The organism is Pollutimonas bauzanensis, assembly GCF_900129885.1.
GTDB classification, from domain to species: domain Bacteria; phylum Pseudomonadota; class Gammaproteobacteria; order Burkholderiales; family Burkholderiaceae_B; genus Pollutimonas; species Pollutimonas bauzanensis.
This window is the reverse complement of the sequence record NZ_FQXE01000014.1, coordinates 1-18349: the sequence shown is the minus strand read 5'-3', so window position 1 is coordinate 18349 and position 18349 is coordinate 1. Positions and strand designations below refer to the sequence as shown.

Below are 18349 nucleotides of genomic sequence, written 5' to 3'. Positions count from 1 at the left end.
ATGAAACTGATTGATTTCCGCGCTCGTCCGCCGACGACAGAATACCTTCGAGCTCTTGAACTGCCGCTTACCCAATCGGTCATGCGCAAGCTGGGTACTACAGCGCCAGCCTCGCGTACTTTGGCTGAATGGATAATTGAGCTGGATGATCAAGGGGTTGAGAAGGTTGTATTTGCCGGCAGGCAGTCGGCCAATACCGGCTCCAATGACGTCACCAACGAGTACGTCTCGGAGGCTGCGCACCGGTATCCCGGCCGAATCGTTGGACTGGCCGGGATCAATCCGTCGGGTGGCATGTCATCGGTTCGCGAAGTCGGGCGCGCCATCAACGAGTTGAAGCTGAGCGGTATTGCACTGGATCCTTTTGGCGGTTCGATGGCGCCGAACGATCGACGTCTCTATCCGATCTATTCAAAATGCGCCGAGCTCGAGGTGCCGGTGGTAGTGACGACAGGTCCTCTGCCATTTGCAGGCGCCAGGCTTGCTCACGGAAGTGTGGTCACCCTTGACGATGTCGCTTGCGATTTCCCCGAATTGACAATCGTGGTCGATCACACCGGTTGGCCTTGGGTCAACGAGGCGATTGCTCTGGCATTTCGCCATGAGAACGTCTACATCGATACGTCTTTCTATATGCATCTGCCTGGATGCGAACAGTTCGCGCATGCTGCCAACAGCATCATTCCAGACAAGCTGATTTTCGCGAGCGGCTACCCGGTCGTTCCAATTGCGAAGGCGTACGCAGATTTGTCCGCGCTTCCCTTCACGCCCGAGGCACTGGAAGCCGTACGTTATGGCAATGCCAAAAGACTCCTGAACAAGTTCGGCTGTTAAGGAGTGACCATGAGCAGACTGACCACATCCGAATGGTGGAATCGCACGATTCAAATCGTGGCGAACGATGCTGATTTTATCCAGCTTAGCAAACATCTTCAGCCCATCGAAGTCCGATTTGAGGTTGATGCTTTTCAGATCAACCTGCTCTTCCATCAGGGCACCCTGCATAGGGCGGATCACAATAATCATCATCTCACGGTCACCGGCCGCCACGAAGTATGGGAAGACCTGGTCGCCGGAAAGACCGTATGGGGGCAGGCCACCAATGTTCACTTGGGAAAGCTTGCCGTTCAAGGCGATGCATTAGCGGGTGTCTGGCTGACCCGTCCGATTTGGCAATTCTGGAGAGTAACGCGTGCACATCAACTCTGAGTCCCGCCATGGCCGCGAGGCGATTGGACGCTATGTCATGATCCGTGGCGTACGTGCATACTACGAGTGCGCAGGGCGGGGAGTTCCCATCCTCCTGCTGCACACCGCGGGAAGGGACGGGCGCCAGTGGCACCGAGTCATGGAAACCCTCGGTGATCGCTATCGACTTTATGCCCCAGATCTTCCTGGACATGGCAAGAGCTATCCGCTAGCCAGCCAACCTTGCCTCGACACGGTGGATCATATCGCCGAGTGGCTCCGGGAGTTCAGTGCCGCGGTAGGAATTGAGCAATTTGTGGTGATGGGGTGTTCCGTCGGCGGCAATCTGGCATTGCTCATGGCTGCCAAGTTCTCGGAGGTGCTCGCGGTCATCGCTCTGCAAGGCGCTGCCCGGACGCCGACTTTCACCGAGAAAACTCTTGAATTGTTCACGCACCCCCAGGTGAATTTGATGCACTCGAACATGGACTTTTCCATGAGCCTCGTGGGAAGCAAAGCGGACGACTTTGCACGGTCATTCTCCGAATGGGGTGTGCAGTCCATCACGCCGCTCGCCCAACAGGCTGACCTTCGCGCATATACAAGGTGCGATACGCGTGACGTATTGAACCGCGTCACTTGCCCGGTGCTGATCGCGCGAGGGACCGAAGACTGGCTGGTCACGTCCGAAATGGTGCAGGAGGCGCTTTATGCGCTTAACGGCACCAACCACACAGAGTTTCATGCGCTCAATGGTCTAGGTCATTTCCCGCATTTGGAAGCGCCTGAAGTGGTCAGCAAGATGACAGACGATTTTCTTGTAAAGCACCTCGCCCAGGACCAGTGCTCGGCAACCCTGTCGACGCCTGCCGCCTCAATTTAGCTCTCTTTAAAGGTTCGAAATGAAAAAATCCAGCTTCCTTCTGGCCCTGTTCGCCGTCTGCGCCAGCCTCGCGGGGCTAAACGTCCAAGCAGACGTAGCCAGCTATCCGTCCAAGCCCATCCGAATTCTGGTCGGCTATGTGCCGGGTGGGTCGACGGACGGTTTGGCACGCGCACTCGGCTTGGAGTTGAGCGAGAAACTAGCTCAACCTGTCATCGTCGTCAACCGGCCAGGCGGCCTGACGATACCAGTGGTGCAAGCGATGCTTCAGAGCCCGGCCGACGGTTACACGCTAGCCGTATTCGATAGTTCGACGGTTGCCATCAATCAATTTTTGTTTAAAAAACCGCCTTACGACGCTTCGAAGTTCACCACTATTTCGATGTTGGCCCAGAATCCCATGGGCATCATCGTCACGCCGTCTTATCCGGCAAAGACCGTTAACGAAGTGGTGGCGGATTTGCGTGCCAAGCCGGAGACCGCTTTCGCCTCGCCTGGCCCCGGGACAGTGATGCACCTGACGATGGAACTCTTTCGCAAGCGCGCCGATCTCGATCAGATGGTGCACGTGCCCTACAAGGGCGGCGCTCCGGCTCTGCAAGACATCATGGCAGGGCATGTGCCTATCGCCATGATGGATATCGCCTCGTCGGCGGCGCTGATAAAGGGAGGAAACGTCCGGCTTATCGCAGTAACGACCGACAAGCGGCTCGAGGCTTTCCCGGACGTGCCGACTATCGCGGAGGCAGCTTATCCAGGCTTTTCCTCCATCAGCTCCTACGCGTTATACGGCCCACCCGGGATCCCGCCGGCGATCGTGGAAAAAATCAATAGCGCAGTGAAGGACGCTATGGCCTCCCCCCGGATGAATACCTGGCTGACAGGCGTTTCGTTGCTTTCCACGTATTTACCGGCAGCAGAGACCAAGTCGGAAATCGAACGGGAGGCGATCAAGTATTCAAAAATCATCAAATCACTTGGCTTAAGCACAGACAACTGAATTCAATGAGTATTTCCCTGCAGGTCTTTGGCACGATCGCCAAACTGTCGCGCGTCAACTACTTTGGCCTGCCGGTGCGCACCAATTATCCTGGCCGGTTGATGCCTGAAGGCCTGGTTCGAGGCGATGATCAGGGTGCTTCCTGTATCGACCCGGCTTTCCATTGGAAAACGGCATCAGCGCTGAAGAAGTCAGGACAGTAAGCGAGTTTGCATCCTGCGGTGTTTTTTCAAAATAGCGGCTGCTTTTTTATCAAATGTCACGAAGGTTTCACCGCCAAGCGCGAGCCCTTCATTTGCAATTACGCCATCTGCAAAATCGCCCCCGGCGCGAAGCATTACAAGCCCGGTTTCAACCGCGCTGCGGTTTACCGCCACGCTATTGGCTTCCGTCAGGGCCTCAAGAGCGCCCGCTATAGTGTCGCTCGCCATCTTGTAGCCCCGTGAGAGCGTCCAAACGACCTCACATAGGACAGACAGGGGGATTGCGACTAGTGCGGCATCCTGCATCGTCTTACGAGCGATGGCGGCCTGATCTTTGTCATCATTCAGCAAGTAGCGTAGAACGACATTAGTATCGACTGTGATTTTCATTTATCGCCAGACCAGCCAGCTTGGGCAATCTCATTGATTTCGTCTATTGTCAGGATGATCCCATGTGGATTGTTGACGGCCAGGATCCCAAAAGCGTCGGCGATGTCGCGTCCTTCCGGTGCAGCCTGAATCACCGCCCGACCATCTGGCAGTGTATCGACATTGATTTTTTGTCCCGGCCGTATGCCAAGGTGCCTAAGCAAATCTTGCTTTAGGGTGACTTGCCCTTTTGCGGTCACAGTAAGCGTTGTCATGGTGAACCCCGGTTGTTGCATATATTTGGATGGTAAGGTAAGAATGCCTTACCGTCAAGCTTGCAACTCCTCGACTTGCTCGCTGCGGCGTGAGTAATGGTTTAATTTTATTGCCTATGGCGGTGGGGAACCTTAAACTCACCCTTCAAGAATGTTAGGATACGTCAAATGGCTCAATTCTTCGTCGTCCACCCCGAAAATCCCCAGGCTCGCCTGCTCAAACAGGCGGGCCAGCTGCTGGCCGATGGCGGCCTGGTCGCCGTGCCCACCGATTCCAGCTATGCCGTGGTTGCGCGCCTCGATGACAAAACCGCGGCCGAGGCCTTGCGCAGGCTGCGCGGCCTGGACGATCGCCACCATCTTACCTTGCTGTGCCGCGACCTCGCCGAGATCGGCCATTTCGCCCGGGTCGACAACCGGCAGTACCGTTTCCTGAAAATGGCGACGCCGGGGCCGTGGACCTTCATTCTGGAAGCCACGCGCGAAGTGCCGCGCCGGGTCTCCCATCCGTCGCGCAAGACCATAGGCATCAGGGTTCCCGACCACCGCGTGACGCTGGCCCTGCTCGAGGCCGCCGGCTCGCCGCTGATGTCGACCACGCTGATCCCGGACGGCGAAGATGATCCCATGAACGATGCGCAGGCCATCTTCGACCGTTACGCCAATCAGCTGTCCGCGGTCATCGACGGCGGCGCGTGCCCGCGCCAGCCGACCACGGTCATAGACTTGACCGGCGAGGCGCCGGAAATCATACGACGCGGCCAGGGCGACCTTTCCGCCCTGGGGCTGGATTAACGCCATATTGCTGGTTTACGGCCCACCACCAAATGAACCGCGCGCCGCGGCGCGCGGTTTCTTCCGCGGATATCTATGGAATCACTGATACAGACTATTACTGTTTACGCTTTGCCTGTCTTGTTCGGGATTACCTTGCATGAAGCGGCGCACGGCTACGTGGCCCGCATGTTCGGCGACCCCACCGCATGGCAGGCCGGCCGCATCAGCCTGAACCCCGTGCGCCATATCGACCCCATAGGCACTATCGTCGTGCCGCTGGTGCTTTTGTTCAGCACCAAATTGCTGGGCGGCGGCGGCTTGCTGTTTGGCTGGGCCAAGCCGGTGCCGGTGGACTGGAGCCGGCTGCGCCGACCCAAGCGCGACATGCTGTGGGTCGCGCTGGCCGGCCCGGGGTCGAATCTGGTCATGGCCATCATCTGGGCCATCGGCTTGCGCATCCTGGCTGAAACCGGCGCGGCGTCCACCGATTTCTGGGTGCAGATGACGATCGCCGGCATACAAGTGAATCTCATCCTGATGGCATTGAATCTGGTGCCCCTGCCGCCCCTGGACGGCGGACGCATCGTGTTCAGCCTGTTGCCCGACCGCATGGCCTGGCAATACTCCAGGATCGAGCCTTACGGCATCGTAATCCTGATAATCTTGATGCTGACCGGCGTTTTGTGGGCGCTGCTGCAGCCTTTGTTGGCGTTTGGGCAGTTAATTGTTAATTGGTTCTTATAATTTACGGTGCTTATCCGGTAAACTTGCGAGTTAATTCAGGCAAGTTCACCGTTTTGGTGAGTTCGAGGAGATCATTCCTATTATGGCAAGCACGGATTCTGCTATCACTATCCTTCAGGGCAGTATGGTCGCCCTGGTCACACCCATGCATCCCGATGGCAGCCTGGATTTCGACTCCTACCGGAAACTGATCGATTGGCACGCCGCCGAGGGTACGGATGCGTTGGTGGTGGTGGGCACGTCGGGCGAGTCGCCTACCGTCAGCGTCGACGAGCATGCTGAATTGATCAAAGTCGCCGTCGAGCATTCGGCCGGACGCCTGCCGGTCATCGCCGGGGTCGGGGGGAATTCCACAGCCGAAGCCATAGACCTTTCGCGGCATGCGAAGGCCGTGGGCGCGCACGCGGGCCTGTCGGTGGTGCCCTACTACAACAAGCCCAGCCAGGAAGGCCTGTATCAGCATTTCCGCAGCATTGCCGAAGCGGTCGACCTGCCGTCGGTGCTGTACAACGTGCCCGGCCGCACGGTGGCCGACATGTCCAACGACACGATCCTGCGCCTGGCCCAGGTGCCCGGCATCATCGGCGTCAAGGATGCCACCGGCGATATCGCGCGCGGCGCCTTGCTGATACGCGATGCGCCGGCCGATTTCGTCGTCGTCAGCGGCGACGACGCGACGGCGGCGGCCCTGATGCTGCTGGGCGGGCGCGGCAATATCTCGGTCACCGCCAACGTCGCGCCCAAGCTCATGCATCAGCTGTGCGTGGCGGCCGTCAGCGGGGACGCCGTTTTGACCCGCCAGCTCAATGCGCGCCTGGCCACATTGAACAAAGTGCTTTTCATTGAGTCCAACCCGATTCCTGTTAAATGGGCCGTTGCTGAAATGGGCCTGTCCAAGCTAGGCTATCGCTTACCTTTAACCTCCCTGCACGAGCAGTATCACGGCGTGGTGCGCAACTCGTTAAAAGAAGTAGGCTTGATCTAAATGATAAATATGCGTATGAACAAACGCTGTGCCGGTTTTGCGCTGGGCCTGGGGGCGCTGCTCCTGTCGGGCTGCTCGGCGGTGAACCAGATGATAGGCAACGAAGAATCCGTCGACTACAAAAGCACGGTCGCCGGCGAGCCCCTGAGCATCCCGCCCGACCTGACGCAAGCCAATCGCGACGCGCGCTTCCGCGCGCCCGAAGGCACCGCCACGCTGAGCCAGTATCAGCAAAGCCAGCAGGCCCAGAAGGATGCCGGCCCGGCCGACCGCGTGCTGCCGACGGCCAGCGGCGTGTCGGTCATGCGCGACGGCGATATCCGCTGGCTGGTGGTCGACAAGCCGGCCGAAACCGTCTACCCGCAAATCATCGATTTCTGGGGCGAGCAGGGCTTTACCATCCATTCGCAGGATCCGCGCGCGGGCTTGATGGAAACCGATTGGGCGGAAAACCGCGCCAAGATTCCCGAAGGCTGGATACGCACGGCGCTGGGCAGCGTCATCGACCAGATATTCGACAGCGGCGAGCGCGAGCGCTTCCGCACACGCGTCGAACGCGTCAACGGCAAGACCGAGATCTATATCAGCCATCAGCAAATGGTGGAAACACCCACGCCTGACGGCTCCGCCTTCAAGTGGGTGTTCGGCAAGGAAGATCCGGGCCTGAACGCGGCCATGCTGGCCCGCCTCATGGTGTTTCTGGGAACCGATGTCAAGAGCGCCCAAACGGCGGTGGCCCAGGCCGAGAAAGACACCGACGCGCCGCAGATCACCAAGATGCCTGAAGACCAGGCGGCGCTTACCGTGGGCGAGCCCTTCGACCGCGCATGGCGCCGCGTGGGCGTGGCGATCGACTCGGCCGGTTTTGCCGTCGAAGACCGCGACCGTTCCGCCGGCGATTACTTCATCCGCTACCTGGATAGCGACACGGGCGTGAAAATCGAGGAGCAGAACATCATTGGCCGGCTGTTCGGCTCCAAGAATACGGCCGCGGCGACCCCGTACCGCATTCATGTGGCCGAGCAGGGTTCTGGCTCGCTGGTGACAGTCCTTGACCAGAATGGCCAGGTTCAGAACAGCGACACCGCCAAGCGGATTATTTCGGTGTTGTCGACGCACATGGCGCCGAAGTAAGTTCTTGCGGGCCGATGCTGGCGCCAAACCATTGCAGTTTTGGCGCCAGCGCGGCCACCTCGCCGATCAGGAGCAGCGAGGGCGACTTGAAACCATGTCGCCTGGCCTGCGCCGTCAGCTCCTTCAGTTTGCCGTGCAGCACCCGCTGATTGCTGCGGGTGCCGTTTTCTATCAGCGCGAAAGGCGTATCCGCCGAACGCCCGTTGGCGATCAGGCGGTCGGGCAGCCAATCAAGCTGGCTGACTCCCATGTAGAACGCCAGGGTCTGCTTTTTCTGGGCCAATGAGGCCCAATCCTCGGCAGTCGTATCCTTGCTGAACTGCGCCGTGGTCAGGCGCAGCGACTGGGCGTGGTCGCGATGGGTCAGGGGTATGCCGGCATAGGCCGCACAGGCCATGGCGGCGGTGATGCCGGGCACGACTTCGTAGTCGATGCCTTGCTCGCGCAGGAATTCGAGCTCTTCGCCGCCGCGGCCGAACACAAAGGCGTCGCCGCCCTTGAGCCTGACCACGAACTGGCCCGCCCGCGCATGTTCCAGCATGAGCTGGTGTATGCGCGCCTGGGTGGCGTCATGATTCTCGCCCGGGCTCTTGCCGACGCAGATCTGCGTGGCGTCGCGGCGCGCCAGTTCCCTGATTTCGTTGCTGACCAGGCGGTCGTAAAGAATGATGTCGGCCTCGTTCAAGGCGCGCAAGGCATTCAAGGTGAGCAGGCCGGGGTCGCCCGGGCCGGCGCCCACCAGCGCGACCCTGCCTCGGGTCGAGCCCTGGGCTTGGCGCAATTCGTTTTCCAGGGCTTGTTCGGCGGCCTCGGGCAGTTGCTTGCGCAGGGCGCCCGCTACGGGACCGTCCAGCAGCCAGTCGTAGAATTCACGCCGGCGGCGCATGTCGGGCCGCGCCTGGCGTATGGCGGGACGATACCTGGCGGCCAGCGCCACCAGCGCGCCGAGGGAATGGTCGAACAGGGTTTCGATGCGCTCGCGCACCCGGCGCGCCAGCACGGGCGCATGCCCCGAGGACGAAATCGCGATCACCAGGGGCGAGCGGTCGACGATCGAGGGCACCTGGAAGCTGGACAGCCCGGGATCGTCGACCACGTTGATCAACAGGCGTTTTTCATTCGCCAGCGCGGCGACGCGGCGGTTGATTTCGCGATCATCGGTGGCGGCGATGACCAGCCAGACGCCTTCCAGGCATTCCGCCTGGAAGGCCAGTCCGGTGAATTCGATGGCGCCTTGCCCCTGCAACTCCCGCAGCCCGGGCGTGGCCTCGGGCGCGCAGACGGTGACCAGCGCGCCGGACGCCAGCAGGCTTTTGACTTTTCTTTCAGCGACGCTGCCGCCGCCCACGACCAGCACCCGACGGTCTTTCAGGTCGGCAAATAAGGGAAATAATCTCATCAGCTCAGGTTACGGCGTCCAGGACTATGGGTATCAGCCGTTGCGATGGAGCGGGTATGGCCTTGCTGCGGACCAGGAAGTCGCCAAATTTCTCGTCTGTCTCGCGATCTTTGGCATAGGCCCCGAACAAGGCGTCAAGCGTGCTCAGTATTTCGGGTTCGGCTATGTTTTCACGATACACGATATTCAGGCGTTCGCCGATAAAATCGGCTCCCAGGCGCAAATCGTAGCGTCCCAGCGCGCGCCCTACCAGCGCGATCTCGCCGAGATAAGGGCGCGAGCACCCGTTGGGGCAGCCCGAAAGGCGCAGCAGAATGGGGGCGTCGATCAGTCCGTGCTTGTCCAGCAGCGCTTCCAGCTTGGGCAGCAGAACGGGAGCATAGCGTTCGCTCTCGGCCATGGCCAGGCCACAGGTGGGCAAGGCGACACAGGCAATGCTGTGGCGCCGGATGCCGCTATGCTGGACATAGCCGTCCAGGCCGTACTGGGCCACCAGCTTGTCGATGCGGGCGCGGTCCTTCGGCGCCACATTGGCGATGACCAGGTTCTGGTTGCAGGTCAGGCGGAATTCGCCTTTGTGCACTTTGGCGATTTCGCGCACGCCGGTTTGCAGCAAGCCCCCGTCATGATCCCACAAGCGTCCCGAGTCGATATACAGCCCCAGGTGCCATTGCCCGTCTTCGCCCTTGGACCAGCCGTAGCGGTCGCCGTTCTGGTCGAAATGGTAGGGGCGTATGGGCTGAAGGGCGAAGCCGATGCGCTCTTCGAGCTGCGCCTTGAACCAGTCCAGGCCGCGGTGGTCTATGGTGTACTTGAGCCGCGCATGCTGGCGCTCGACGCGGTTGCCGTAATCGCGCTGCAGGGTCACCACCCCCTCGGCCACGGCAATCAGCTGTTCAGGCGGCACGAAGCCGATCAGGCTGCCCAGCCGGGCGTAGGTGCTGTCGTCGCCGTGTGTCGCGCCCATGCCGCCGCCTATCGCCACGTTAAAGCCCTGCAGCCGGCCATTTTCGATGATGGCGATCAGGCCGAGATCCTGCGCGAAAACATCGGCATCGTTGGTGGGCGGGATGACCAGCCCCATCTTGAATTTGCGCGGCAGATAGGTGTCGCCGTAGATCGGCTCTTCTTCGGGCTCGCCGGTGATTTTTTCGCCGTCCAGCCATATTTCATGGTAAGCCCGGGTGCGCGGTATGAAGTGGTCCGACAGTTTCTGCGTCCATTCCTGCACCAGTTGGTGCTGGCTGGAAAGCTGCGGGTTCACCGAGCTGACCACCTGCCGGTTCACGTCGCCACAGGCCGCTATGGTCGTGGCCATGGCGTTGTGTATGGCCTGCATGGCGGGCTTCAGATTGCGCTTGATGACGCCGTGCCACTGGAAGGTCTGCCGGGTGGTGATGCGCAGCCCGCGGCTGCAGTAGCTGCGGGCGAGTTCGTCGAACGCCAGCCACTGCGCCGGGCTGATCACGCCGCCCGGCAGGCGGGCGCGGATCATGAAGGAATAGGCCGGCTCCAGCTTCTGCTTGCGCCGTTCGTCGCGGATATCGCGGTCGTCCTGCTGATAGCTGCCATGGAACTTGAGCAGCTTGTTGTCGTCGTCGCTGATGGCGCCGGTGACCGGGTCATTCAGGCCTTCTTCGATGGTGCCGCGCAAATGGCGGCTGTCGGCTTTTACCTGTTCCAGGTGTGCGAGGGGGGTGTTGCTCATGAAAATCCTGATTAGTAAACGTCGCGGGCATAACGGCCTTGCGCGGCCAGGTCGTCCAGCCATTGCTTGGCCTGTGCTTCGTCCAGCCCGCCTTCTTCTTGCGCAATGCGCAGCAGGGCCTGGTGCACATCCTTGGCCATGCGGGTGGCGTCTCCGCACACATAGACGTGCGCGCCGCCCTGGATCCAGTCGTACAGTTCGGCGGCGCGTTCCAGCAGCCGGTGCTGGACATAGATTTTTTCGCCCTGGTCGCGCGAGAACGCCAGGTCCAGGCGGTCCAGGTCGCCATCCTTGAGGGCGCGCTGCCATTCGGTCTGATAGAGAAAGTCCGATGAGAAATGCGGATTGCCGAAGAACAGCCAGTTGCGGCCGCTGGCGCCGGCGGCGCTGCGTTCCTGCACGAAGGCGCGGAATGGCGCTATGCCGGTGCCCGGCCCTATCATGATCACGTCGCGGGAATTGTCGGCGGGCAGGCGGAAGCGCGGGTTCTCTTCGATGAAAATGGGCAGCTTGTCGCCTTCGGCAAGCCGGGTCAGGAAATTGGATGCCACGCCCCAGCGGTTTTCGCCTTCGTATTCGTAGGCGACATTGGCCAGCGTAAGGTGCACTTCGGCGTCGACGGCGGCCTGGCTCGAGGCAATCGAGTACATGCGCGGCGTCAGCGGACGCAGCGCCTTGACCAGGCCTTGCGCCGTCCATTTCGCCGGATATTCCTTGAGCACGTCTATCAGTTGCCGGGTGCCCAGGAATTCCTTCAGGGCGTCGAACGCATCGGCCTGCAGCAGCGCCTGCAAGGCTGCGCTCTGGGCCAATTCCGCATGCGCCGCCAGAAATGGCTTGGTCAATTGCGTAAGTTCACGGTGATGGGTCAGCCATTCTTTCAGGCTGCGCGACACCTTGTTGATTTCGACGGCTTCGCCGGCGTCCAGGCGCAAGGCCGCAAGCACGGCCTGGACCAGGGCTTCGGACTGGGTGGGCCACACGCCCAGCGCATCGCCAGGCTGGTAGCTCAGCTGGCTGCCTTCGAGCGAGATTTCCAGATGGCGCACATCTTTCTGGCTGTCCCGGCCCGTCACGGCCTGATTGAGCAGCAGTTCGGCGAGATAGGGCTGTTCGCGCGTAACCCTGGCGGCCTTGGGGTGCAGCGGCGTGACGCTGGCGCCGGGCGCCTCGGCCTGTTTCAGGGCCTTCTGGGCCACGGCTATGGTCGCATCCTGCCAGGGCAGCGCCACGGTTTCGATGTCCAGGTCGGCGGTGCCGAGGTCGTGGACGCGCTGGGCGCCGAGCTCGGCCAGCCGGGCGTCGATATTCTGCGCGATGCCGCAGAACAAGGGGTAGCTGGAATCGCCCAGCCCCAGCACCGCGTATTTGAGCTGAGGCAGCTTGGGAGCGCGGCGGCTGCTGAGGAATTCGACGAAGCCCAGCGAATCGTCGGGCGGCTCGCCTTCGCCCTGCGTGCTCATGACGATATACAGCAGATGCTCGTCTTTCAGTTCGCGGGTGGCGTAGCGGTCGGCGCGCAGCACGCGCGTATTCAGGCCCAGCGCGCCGGTGCGCTCGGCCAGCGATTCGGCAACGCGTTTGGCGTTGCCGGTTTGGCTGCCGTACACAATCGTAAGCTGCCGGGCGGCGTGGGTGGCGGCCACGGCGCTGATGGCGGGCGGGGCGCCGCGTCCTGCCTGTTTTCCTTGCGCCACCCCGGCAAAGTATCCGGAAAGCCAGCTCAAGGCATTGGATTCCAGGCCGTCCGTCAGTTCGGTAAGGAGTTTGTGTTTGGCTTCGGGAAGATAAGAAGGGGCCAGCATTGTATGCTCAAGTAATAACGAATGCTTATATTCTAAGAACCTTGAGGCCTGCGAGGAACGACAAGCTTCTTATTACCTAATTACTTATAAGCTTATAAGTACCGTGCGGCGATGTTTTCAGGCATATGGCGGCCGCCGGCGCCCGCCGCGCCCGCATTCAGTCCGGAATATAGTGCAGCCAGCCTTCCTGCAGCCATTCCGTCAGGACGCGTCTTTCCTCTTCCTTGAGCCTGGCGGCCGCCTGGCTCGCGCAGGCCAGCTCGCGTTCGTCGGCCAGCAGGCGCAGGCGCGGCGACGCCGGTATGGCGGCGACTTCGCCATTGATGAAGAGTTCCCTGTCGCGATACATGAGCCTGCTGCAGCGATCCAGCGCCAGCTTGCCCGAAACCGGCAAGCCGGCCGATAAGTCGAGATCCTCGCTGCTCGGTTCGAAATAGGCGTTGGGCGGAATATCGGTCAGCCATTGGCCCAGGAAGCGCGCCGCAAGCGTCTTGTCATAGCGGATTTTGGCAATGGCCTTGACCGCGGCCTCGACCAGGGAGTCGGGCAGGGCGGCCGGCGTGGCGGTCGCCGCCACGCCGGCGTCCTTGAACGTGGCCGACAGCGATGGACCCGGGATCACCGGGTTCGCATACAAGCCGCCGGTGTCGCCCAGATTGGCCAGGATCTGGTCATTGGCGGCTTCCAGCATGCCGCAGGCCAGCGTTGCCTGGGTGGGCGCGCGAAAGCCGATGGAAATCGTCATGCAATCGCCCACCGCCACGCCGTCGTGCGCGGCGTGGGGCGGCAAATACAGCATATCGCCCGGTTCCAGCAGGAACTCTTCCTCGGCCTGGAAGTTCTGGAGAATCTTCAGGGGCAGGCCGGGCTCCAGCGTCAGGTCTTTCTGCTGGCTGATGCGCCAGCGCCGCTGGCCGTGGGCCTGTAGCAAAAAAACATCATAGCTGTCGAAATGGGGCCCCACGCCGCCGCCGTCGGTGGCGATGCTGATCATGGCATCGTCCAGGCGCGCGTCTGAAATAAAGCGGAACCGGCGCATGAGCGCCGCTGTCGCGTCGTCGTGCAAATCGACGCTCTGCGCCAGCAGCGACCAATTCGGCTTGCCGGCCGCGGGCAGGCGCTTGAAGGGCCCGGTTTTCATGTTCCAGCCGCTTTCATCCCGCCAGATCAGGCGGGATTCGACTTCTTCGCGCTTGACCAGCTGTTTGATGTTGGCGATGGACAGGGAAGGCTTGAAGCCTGGAATGGCCTGGCGTATCAGCAGCGGCTTGCGCTGCCAGTAATGGCGCATGAAGTGCCGGGGCGTGATGCCGCCCAGGAGGGCGAGGGGCTGATCGATATTCATCAAAAGTAGTCTTTGCGCAGGCGGTACAGGATATCCAGGGCCTCACGGGGCGTGAGCTGGTCGGGGTCGATCTGCGCCAGCGCGGATTGTAGCGCCGAGGCCGATGCCGCCCCGACGGCGGCCTCCGCGAGCACGCCATCCGGCTGCTCTTGAGCGGCATATTCCTGATCCGCGGCCGCGGAAAACAAATCCAGCTGGGGCGTGGGCGCGCCTTGCGCTTCCAGGCGCGACAGTTCGCGGCTCGCATGGCGGATCACCGCGGCGGGCAGCCCGGCGCGCTGGGCCACCTGGATGCCGTAGCTGCGGCTGGCCGGCCCGGGCTGGACTTCATGCAGGAACACAATGCCGGATGATGACTCGGCCGCCGCCAAGTGCACGTTGGCCGCCGCCGGGGCCTCGCCGGGCAGGCGGGTGATCTCGAAATAATGCGTGGCGAACAGGGTCAGCGCCTGGTTGTGAGTCAGCAGCCGATAGGCAATGGCCCAGGCCAGGGCCAGGCCGTCATAGGTGGACGTGCCCCTGCCGATCTCGTCCATCAGCACCAGGCTTTGCGGCGTGCTGGCCGCCAGGATCGCGGCCGCCTCGGTCATTTCCATCATGAAGGTCGAGCGGCCGCCGGCCAGGTCATCGGCGGCGCCGATGCGGGTGAAAATCCGGTCGATCTGGCCTATGGTCGCCGCCGCGGCGGGCACGAAGCTGCCGATGCGGGCCAGCAGGGCGATCAGCGCGATCTGCCGCATATAGGTGGATTTGCCGCCCATGTTCGGGCCGGTGATCAGCAGCATGCGCCGCTGCGGGCCCAGTTCGCAGTCGTTGGGAGTAAATCGTTCGATGCTGCGTTCGACCACCGGATGGCGGCCCGCCTCGATGACGATTTGATTATCCCCGGATAGCCCGGGGGCGACCCAGTTGTTCATCTGCGCATGCTCGGCCAGCGCCGCCAGGGCGTCGACCTCGGCCAGGGCCGAGGCGCACTGCGACAGCGCCGGCGCATAAAGCGCGCATTCGTCCAGCAAGTTCTCGAACAGCCATTTCTCGCGCGTCAGGCTGCGGTCCTTGGCGGAGAGCACTTTGTCTTCCCAGGTCTTGAGCTCCGGGGTGATGTAGCGTTCGGCGCTTTTGAGTGTCTGGCGGCGGCGGTAGTCGGCCGGCACCTTGTCGGCCTGCCCGCGCGATACCTCTATATAAAAGCCGTGCACCCGGTTGAACTCGACGCGCAGGTTGGCGATGCCGGTGCGCTGGCGTTCCCGCGCTTCCAGCTCCAGCAGGAATTCGCCGCTGTCGCTGGCGAGGCGCCGCAGTTCGTCGAGCTCCTCATCGTAGCCGGCGGCGATCACGCCGCCCTCGCGCACCATCAGGGCCGGCTCCGGGTCGATGGCCCGGTGCAGCAGGTCGGCGATCTGGGGGTCTATATTGATACGCTGTATAAACGAAGCGAGCGTCGATTCGGCGTTGAAGGCCAGTTTCAGATGCCCGGATACGGCGGGCAGCAGCGCCAGGGCCTCGCGCAGGCTGGCCAGCTCGCGCGGGCGCACCGAGCGCAAGGCGATGCGCGTGGCGATGCGCTCCAGGTCGGGATAGCGGTCCAGCATCTGGCGCAGGCCGTCCAGCGGCGCTTCGGAATTCAGCGTGTCCTGACGGGGCGGGGCGGACAGAAACACCGAAATGACTTGCTGGCGCGCCAGGGCGGCGGCATTGTCGCGCAGCGGATTATGCAGCCAGCGGCGCAGCAGGCGGCTGCCCATCGGTGTTGCGCAATGGTCCAGGGTCGAAAACAGCGTGGGGCTGTCTTCGCCGCTGATCGTTTCGGTGAGTTCCAGGTTCTTGCGGGTGACCGGATCCAGCACCACGTATTCGCCCGCCTGGTCAACGCGTATGGTCTGGATGTGCGACAGCGCTTGTGTCTGCGTGCGGCTGACATATCGCAGCAGCGCGCCGGCCGCGCAACTGGCGACCGGCAAATCGGACAGGCCGAAGCTGGCCAGCGAGTCCACCGCAAAGTGCCGCTGCAGCACATCGCGCGCGCCATCGGCCTCGAAATGCCAGTCGGGAATGGCGCTGATGGCAATGCCGGCGCCGCTGCCGATGCGGCTGCTTTCGGCGCACACCAGTTCGGCCGGCCCTATGCGGTGCAACTCGGTGTCCATCATGTCCGGCGGGCACTCGCTGACCTTGAATTCGCCATTGGCCAGATTCATCCAGGCCAGGCCGGCGCGCTCGGCCTTGTTCACCCGCGCGGTCCACACCGCGGCTATCATGCGGTCGGCCTTGGTCGGCAGCAGCGCTTCATCGGTCAGCGTGCCGGGCGTGACGATGCGCATGATCTTGCGTTCCACCGGCCCCTTGCTGGCCGCCGGGTCGCCGATCTGCTCGCAAATGGCGACCGATACGCCCTGGGCCACCAGCCGCGCCAGATAGCCTTCCATGGCATGGAAGGGCACTCCCGCCATGGGGATGGGCGCGCCATTGGAAGAGCCGCGCTTGGTCAAGGTAAGGTTCAGCAGGCGCGCGCCGCGTTCGGCGTCGCCGTAGAACATCTCGTAGAAATCGCCCATGCGGTAGAACAGCAGATGCGAGCCGGCTTCGGCCTTCAGGCGAAGGTATTGCTGCATCATGGGGGTGTGGGTACTCAAGTCAGTTTCTGATTTACCCTTTGTTTTCATGTTTTTTTCCGCGTATTTCTTGGCTGTCCGAGGGTAACGCGCTTCGCTGGAAGAATGATTCAATCCTGACTACACCTATCAACATATAATGAAACCAACGCTTTCGGCGTAGCTTTATCCACAAGGCACGCATGCGCCGTAAAGCTGCTCAGGCCAAACGATACTTTAACATTGATGCTTGCCGGGGCCCGCGACTCGAGGTCGAGGTCGAGGCTGGCTGGCGGAGCATGCTTGCCCGCAGCTTCCAAGGACTCGTATAAGTTTCTGGTAGCCGGTGTAGTCCGCGATGATAGGCTTGCGGCTCTCCTCCAGATTCATCTCATGGTGTGGAAGGCCAAGTGTTGCATGTAACGAATTCGGCGGGTAAAATGTTGCATGTAACATCTGCGCCGGAGAACGACTATGCCAGCCACCTCTACCAATGAACGAGTACAAAAGTATCGCGATACCTTGCGCGCGTCCGGATTGCGCCTGGTGCAGCTATGGGTGCCCGATACCCGCAAGGCCGGATTTGACGAGGAGTGCCGCCGCCAGTCCCGGCGCATTGCCCAGGCTGAACGCAAGGATGCGAAACTGGATACCTTCATGGACAAGGCCTTGTCCGATGTGGATGGGTGGACCGAGTAAATGCGCGGCAATCTGATCACGATCGCCATGCAAGGCGGCTTGGGCAAACCGCGTCCGGCACTGGTAATCCAGTCGGATCGCTTCGATGCCCATCCTTCTGTCACCATCCTGCCTGTGACCAGCACCTTGATGGATGCGCCTCTGCTGCGCGTCACTGTGCAGCCCGAAGCCGGCAATGGCCTGCAAAAGCCGTCCCAGGTCATGGTCGACAAGATCATGACGGTCAAACGCGACAAGATCGGTGCGACCATCGGTCAGCTGGATGCCGATACGGTGGTCGAGGTGGAACGGCGGCTGGCACTCTTTCTGGGAATTGCGCGCTAGCCTGTGGCTGCAGGGCCGCTATCCGGGCGCGCAGCGCGTCGAGTATCCGACATCGTTGTAGGCAACTACGGATCGTCGCGCACGATCATCGGCAACTTGAGCTATCGCTGGTAGCATGCCGCGGCGGCCGCGATCGGGTAACCCCCGTCGCGGCGCTGCGAATGATGCGCAAGAGTTGGTTCAGGGGTTTCCGGCAGCGGCGATGTCGGGCAATGTAACGCGGGAACAGCGTTCGCTCATCCTCGCTTCAAGTACTGATACAGGGTTTCGCGGCTGATGCAGAACTCGCGCGCCAGCGCGGCCTTGGTTTCCCCCGCGTCGATCCGGACGCGCATCTGTTTTACCTGTTCATCCGAGAGGGATTTTTTCCGTCCCCGGTAGACGCCGCGCTGCTTGGCCAGCGCTATGCCTTCGCGCTGGCGCTCGCGGATCAGCGCGCGCTCGAATTCGGCGAAAGCTCCCATGACCGAAAGCATCAGGTTCGCCATGGGCGAATCCTGCCCGGTAAAGACCAGGTGTTCCTTGATGAATTCGACCCGTATGCCACGGCTGGTCAATCCATGGACTGTGCGCCTCAGGTCGTCGAGGTTGCGCGCCAGCCTGTCCATGCTGTGCACCACCAGGGTATCGCCCTGGCGCACGAAGGCCAGCATGGCCTTGAGTTCGGGCCGCTGCGTATCTTTGCCCGAGGCTTTATCGGTGAAGACGTGATCCAGGGGTACATCTTCGAGTTGCCGGTCCGGATTCTGGTCGAAGGTGCTGACCCGAACATAACCGACGCGCTGTCCGCGCATCAATGCCTTCTCCTTTGTCAGACTGGGATCTAAGACTTGGTCTTAAGGTTGTCAATAAATTGCGTTTATAGCCCTATTCTGACGACTATATTGGATTATTCTGACGTCTATTTAGGGTACACCCCA

General features: G+C 61.6%; 19 protein-coding genes. 11 read left to right on the top strand and 8 right to left on the bottom strand.

The genetic code is table 11. From position 1 onward, the window contains the following. Genes BUB23_RS20540 through BUB23_RS20520 form a run of 5 tightly spaced genes read left to right on the top strand, consistent with a single transcriptional unit; the run spans window position 1 to window position 3274 of the window. Window positions 1-834 (top strand): amidohydrolase family protein, encoded by an 834-nt coding sequence (locus tag BUB23_RS20540; protein ID WP_073107157.1) that lies wholly within the window; start codon window positions 1-3, stop codon window positions 832-834. A 9-nt stretch (window positions 835-843) separates the two neighbouring features. Continuing rightward, the gene (locus BUB23_RS20535) at window positions 844-1209 is read left to right on the top strand and encodes a hypothetical protein (RefSeq protein WP_073107155.1); all 366 of its coding nucleotides are present in this window, start codon (window positions 844-846) and stop codon (window positions 1207-1209) included. 37 nt (window positions 1210-1246) lie between these two features. Beyond that, window positions 1247-2071 (top strand): alpha/beta fold hydrolase, encoded by an 825-nt coding sequence (locus tag BUB23_RS20530; protein ID WP_073107152.1) that lies wholly within the window; start codon window positions 1247-1249, stop codon window positions 2069-2071. 19 nt (window positions 2072-2090) lie between these two features. Next, complete coding sequence (locus BUB23_RS20525) at window positions 2091-3071, top strand: Bug family tripartite tricarboxylate transporter substrate binding protein (protein ID WP_073107149.1); 981 nt, start codon at window positions 2091-2093, stop codon at window positions 3069-3071. 5 nt (window positions 3072-3076) lie between these two features. Next, a complete protein-coding gene (locus tag BUB23_RS20520) occupies window positions 3077-3274 on the top strand; it encodes a hypothetical protein (protein ID WP_073107147.1) in 198 nt (65 codons plus the stop codon). On the opposite strand, the gene BUB23_RS20515 is transcribed toward BUB23_RS20520, so the two are convergent. Both BUB23_RS20515 and BUB23_RS20510 read right to left on the bottom strand, forming a co-directional pair. Then, window positions 3263-3664, bottom strand: coding sequence for a type II toxin-antitoxin system VapC family toxin (locus tag BUB23_RS20515; RefSeq protein WP_073107145.1), 402 nt, complete (start codon window positions 3662-3664; stop codon window positions 3263-3265). The genes BUB23_RS20520 and BUB23_RS20515 overlap by 12 nt on opposite strands. Continuing rightward, window positions 3661-3918, bottom strand: a complete 258-nt coding sequence (locus BUB23_RS20510; RefSeq protein ID WP_073107485.1) for an AbrB/MazE/SpoVT family DNA-binding domain-containing protein — start codon at window positions 3916-3918, stop codon at window positions 3661-3663. The genes BUB23_RS20515 and BUB23_RS20510 overlap by 4 nt, the downstream gene beginning before the upstream one ends. Window positions 3919-4086: 168 nt before the next feature. On the opposite strand from BUB23_RS20510, the gene BUB23_RS20505 reads away from it, so the two are divergent. The 4 genes from BUB23_RS20505 (at window position 4087) to bamC (ending at window position 7558) form a co-directional block, all read left to right on the top strand. Beyond that, window positions 4087-4713, top strand: coding sequence for an L-threonylcarbamoyladenylate synthase (locus BUB23_RS20505; protein ID WP_073107142.1), 627 nt, complete (start codon window positions 4087-4089; stop codon window positions 4711-4713). 75 nt (window positions 4714-4788) lie between these two features. Beyond that, window positions 4789-5439, top strand: a complete 651-nt coding sequence (locus BUB23_RS20500) for a site-2 protease family protein (protein ID WP_073107139.1) — start codon at window positions 4789-4791, stop codon at window positions 5437-5439. A gap of 82 nt (window positions 5440-5521) precedes the next feature. Beyond that, window positions 5522-6424, top strand: a complete 903-nt coding sequence (gene dapA / locus BUB23_RS20495; protein WP_073107137.1) for a 4-hydroxy-tetrahydrodipicolinate synthase — start codon at window positions 5522-5524, stop codon at window positions 6422-6424. A gap of 9 nt (window positions 6425-6433) precedes the next feature. Then, entirely contained in the window at window positions 6434-7558 is a 1125-nt protein-coding gene (gene bamC / locus BUB23_RS20490; RefSeq protein WP_178372365.1) for an outer membrane protein assembly factor BamC, read from the top strand. Here bamC and cysG read toward each other — a convergent pair. From cysG to mutS, 5 genes are all read right to left on the bottom strand, one after another. Further along, on the bottom strand, window positions 7521-8957 hold the full coding sequence (cysG, locus tag BUB23_RS20485) for a siroheme synthase CysG (RefSeq protein ID WP_073107134.1): 1437 nt from the start codon (window positions 8955-8957) through the stop codon (window positions 7521-7523). The genes bamC and cysG overlap by 38 nt on opposite strands. 4 nt (window positions 8958-8961) lie before the next feature. Beyond that, window positions 8962-10665, bottom strand: a complete 1704-nt coding sequence (cysI, locus tag BUB23_RS20480; RefSeq protein ID WP_073107131.1) for an assimilatory sulfite reductase (NADPH) hemoprotein subunit — start codon at window positions 10663-10665, stop codon at window positions 8962-8964. Window positions 10666-10676: 11 nt separating this feature from the next. Beyond that, entirely contained in the window at window positions 10677-12470 is a 1794-nt protein-coding gene (locus tag BUB23_RS20475; protein WP_073107129.1) for an assimilatory sulfite reductase (NADPH) flavoprotein subunit, read from the bottom strand. Between the two features lie 157 nt (window positions 12471-12627). Continuing rightward, window positions 12628-13815 (bottom strand): cupin domain-containing protein, encoded by a 1188-nt coding sequence (locus tag BUB23_RS20470; protein ID WP_073107126.1) that lies wholly within the window; start codon window positions 13813-13815, stop codon window positions 12628-12630. Further along, entirely contained in the window at window positions 13815-16478 is a 2664-nt protein-coding gene (mutS, locus tag BUB23_RS20465; RefSeq protein ID WP_425439569.1) for a DNA mismatch repair protein MutS, read from the bottom strand. Before mutS ends, BUB23_RS20470 begins: the two co-directional genes overlap by 1 nt. Window positions 16479-16880: 402 nt before the next feature. On the opposite strand from mutS, the gene BUB23_RS20460 reads away from it, so the two are divergent. After that, window positions 16881-17105 (top strand): antitoxin MazE family protein, encoded by a 225-nt coding sequence (locus BUB23_RS20460; RefSeq protein WP_073107121.1) that lies wholly within the window; start codon window positions 16881-16883, stop codon window positions 17103-17105. After that, entirely contained in the window at window positions 17106-17429 is a 324-nt protein-coding gene (locus BUB23_RS20455) for a type II toxin-antitoxin system PemK/MazF family toxin (protein WP_073107118.1), read from the top strand. A 236-nt stretch (window positions 17430-17665) separates the two neighbouring features. On the opposite strand, the gene BUB23_RS20450 is transcribed toward BUB23_RS20455, so the two are convergent. Then, window positions 17666-18223, bottom strand: coding sequence for a recombinase family protein (locus BUB23_RS20450; RefSeq protein ID WP_073107116.1), 558 nt, complete (start codon window positions 18221-18223; stop codon window positions 17666-17668). Window positions 18224-18349: the final 126 nt, after the last annotated feature.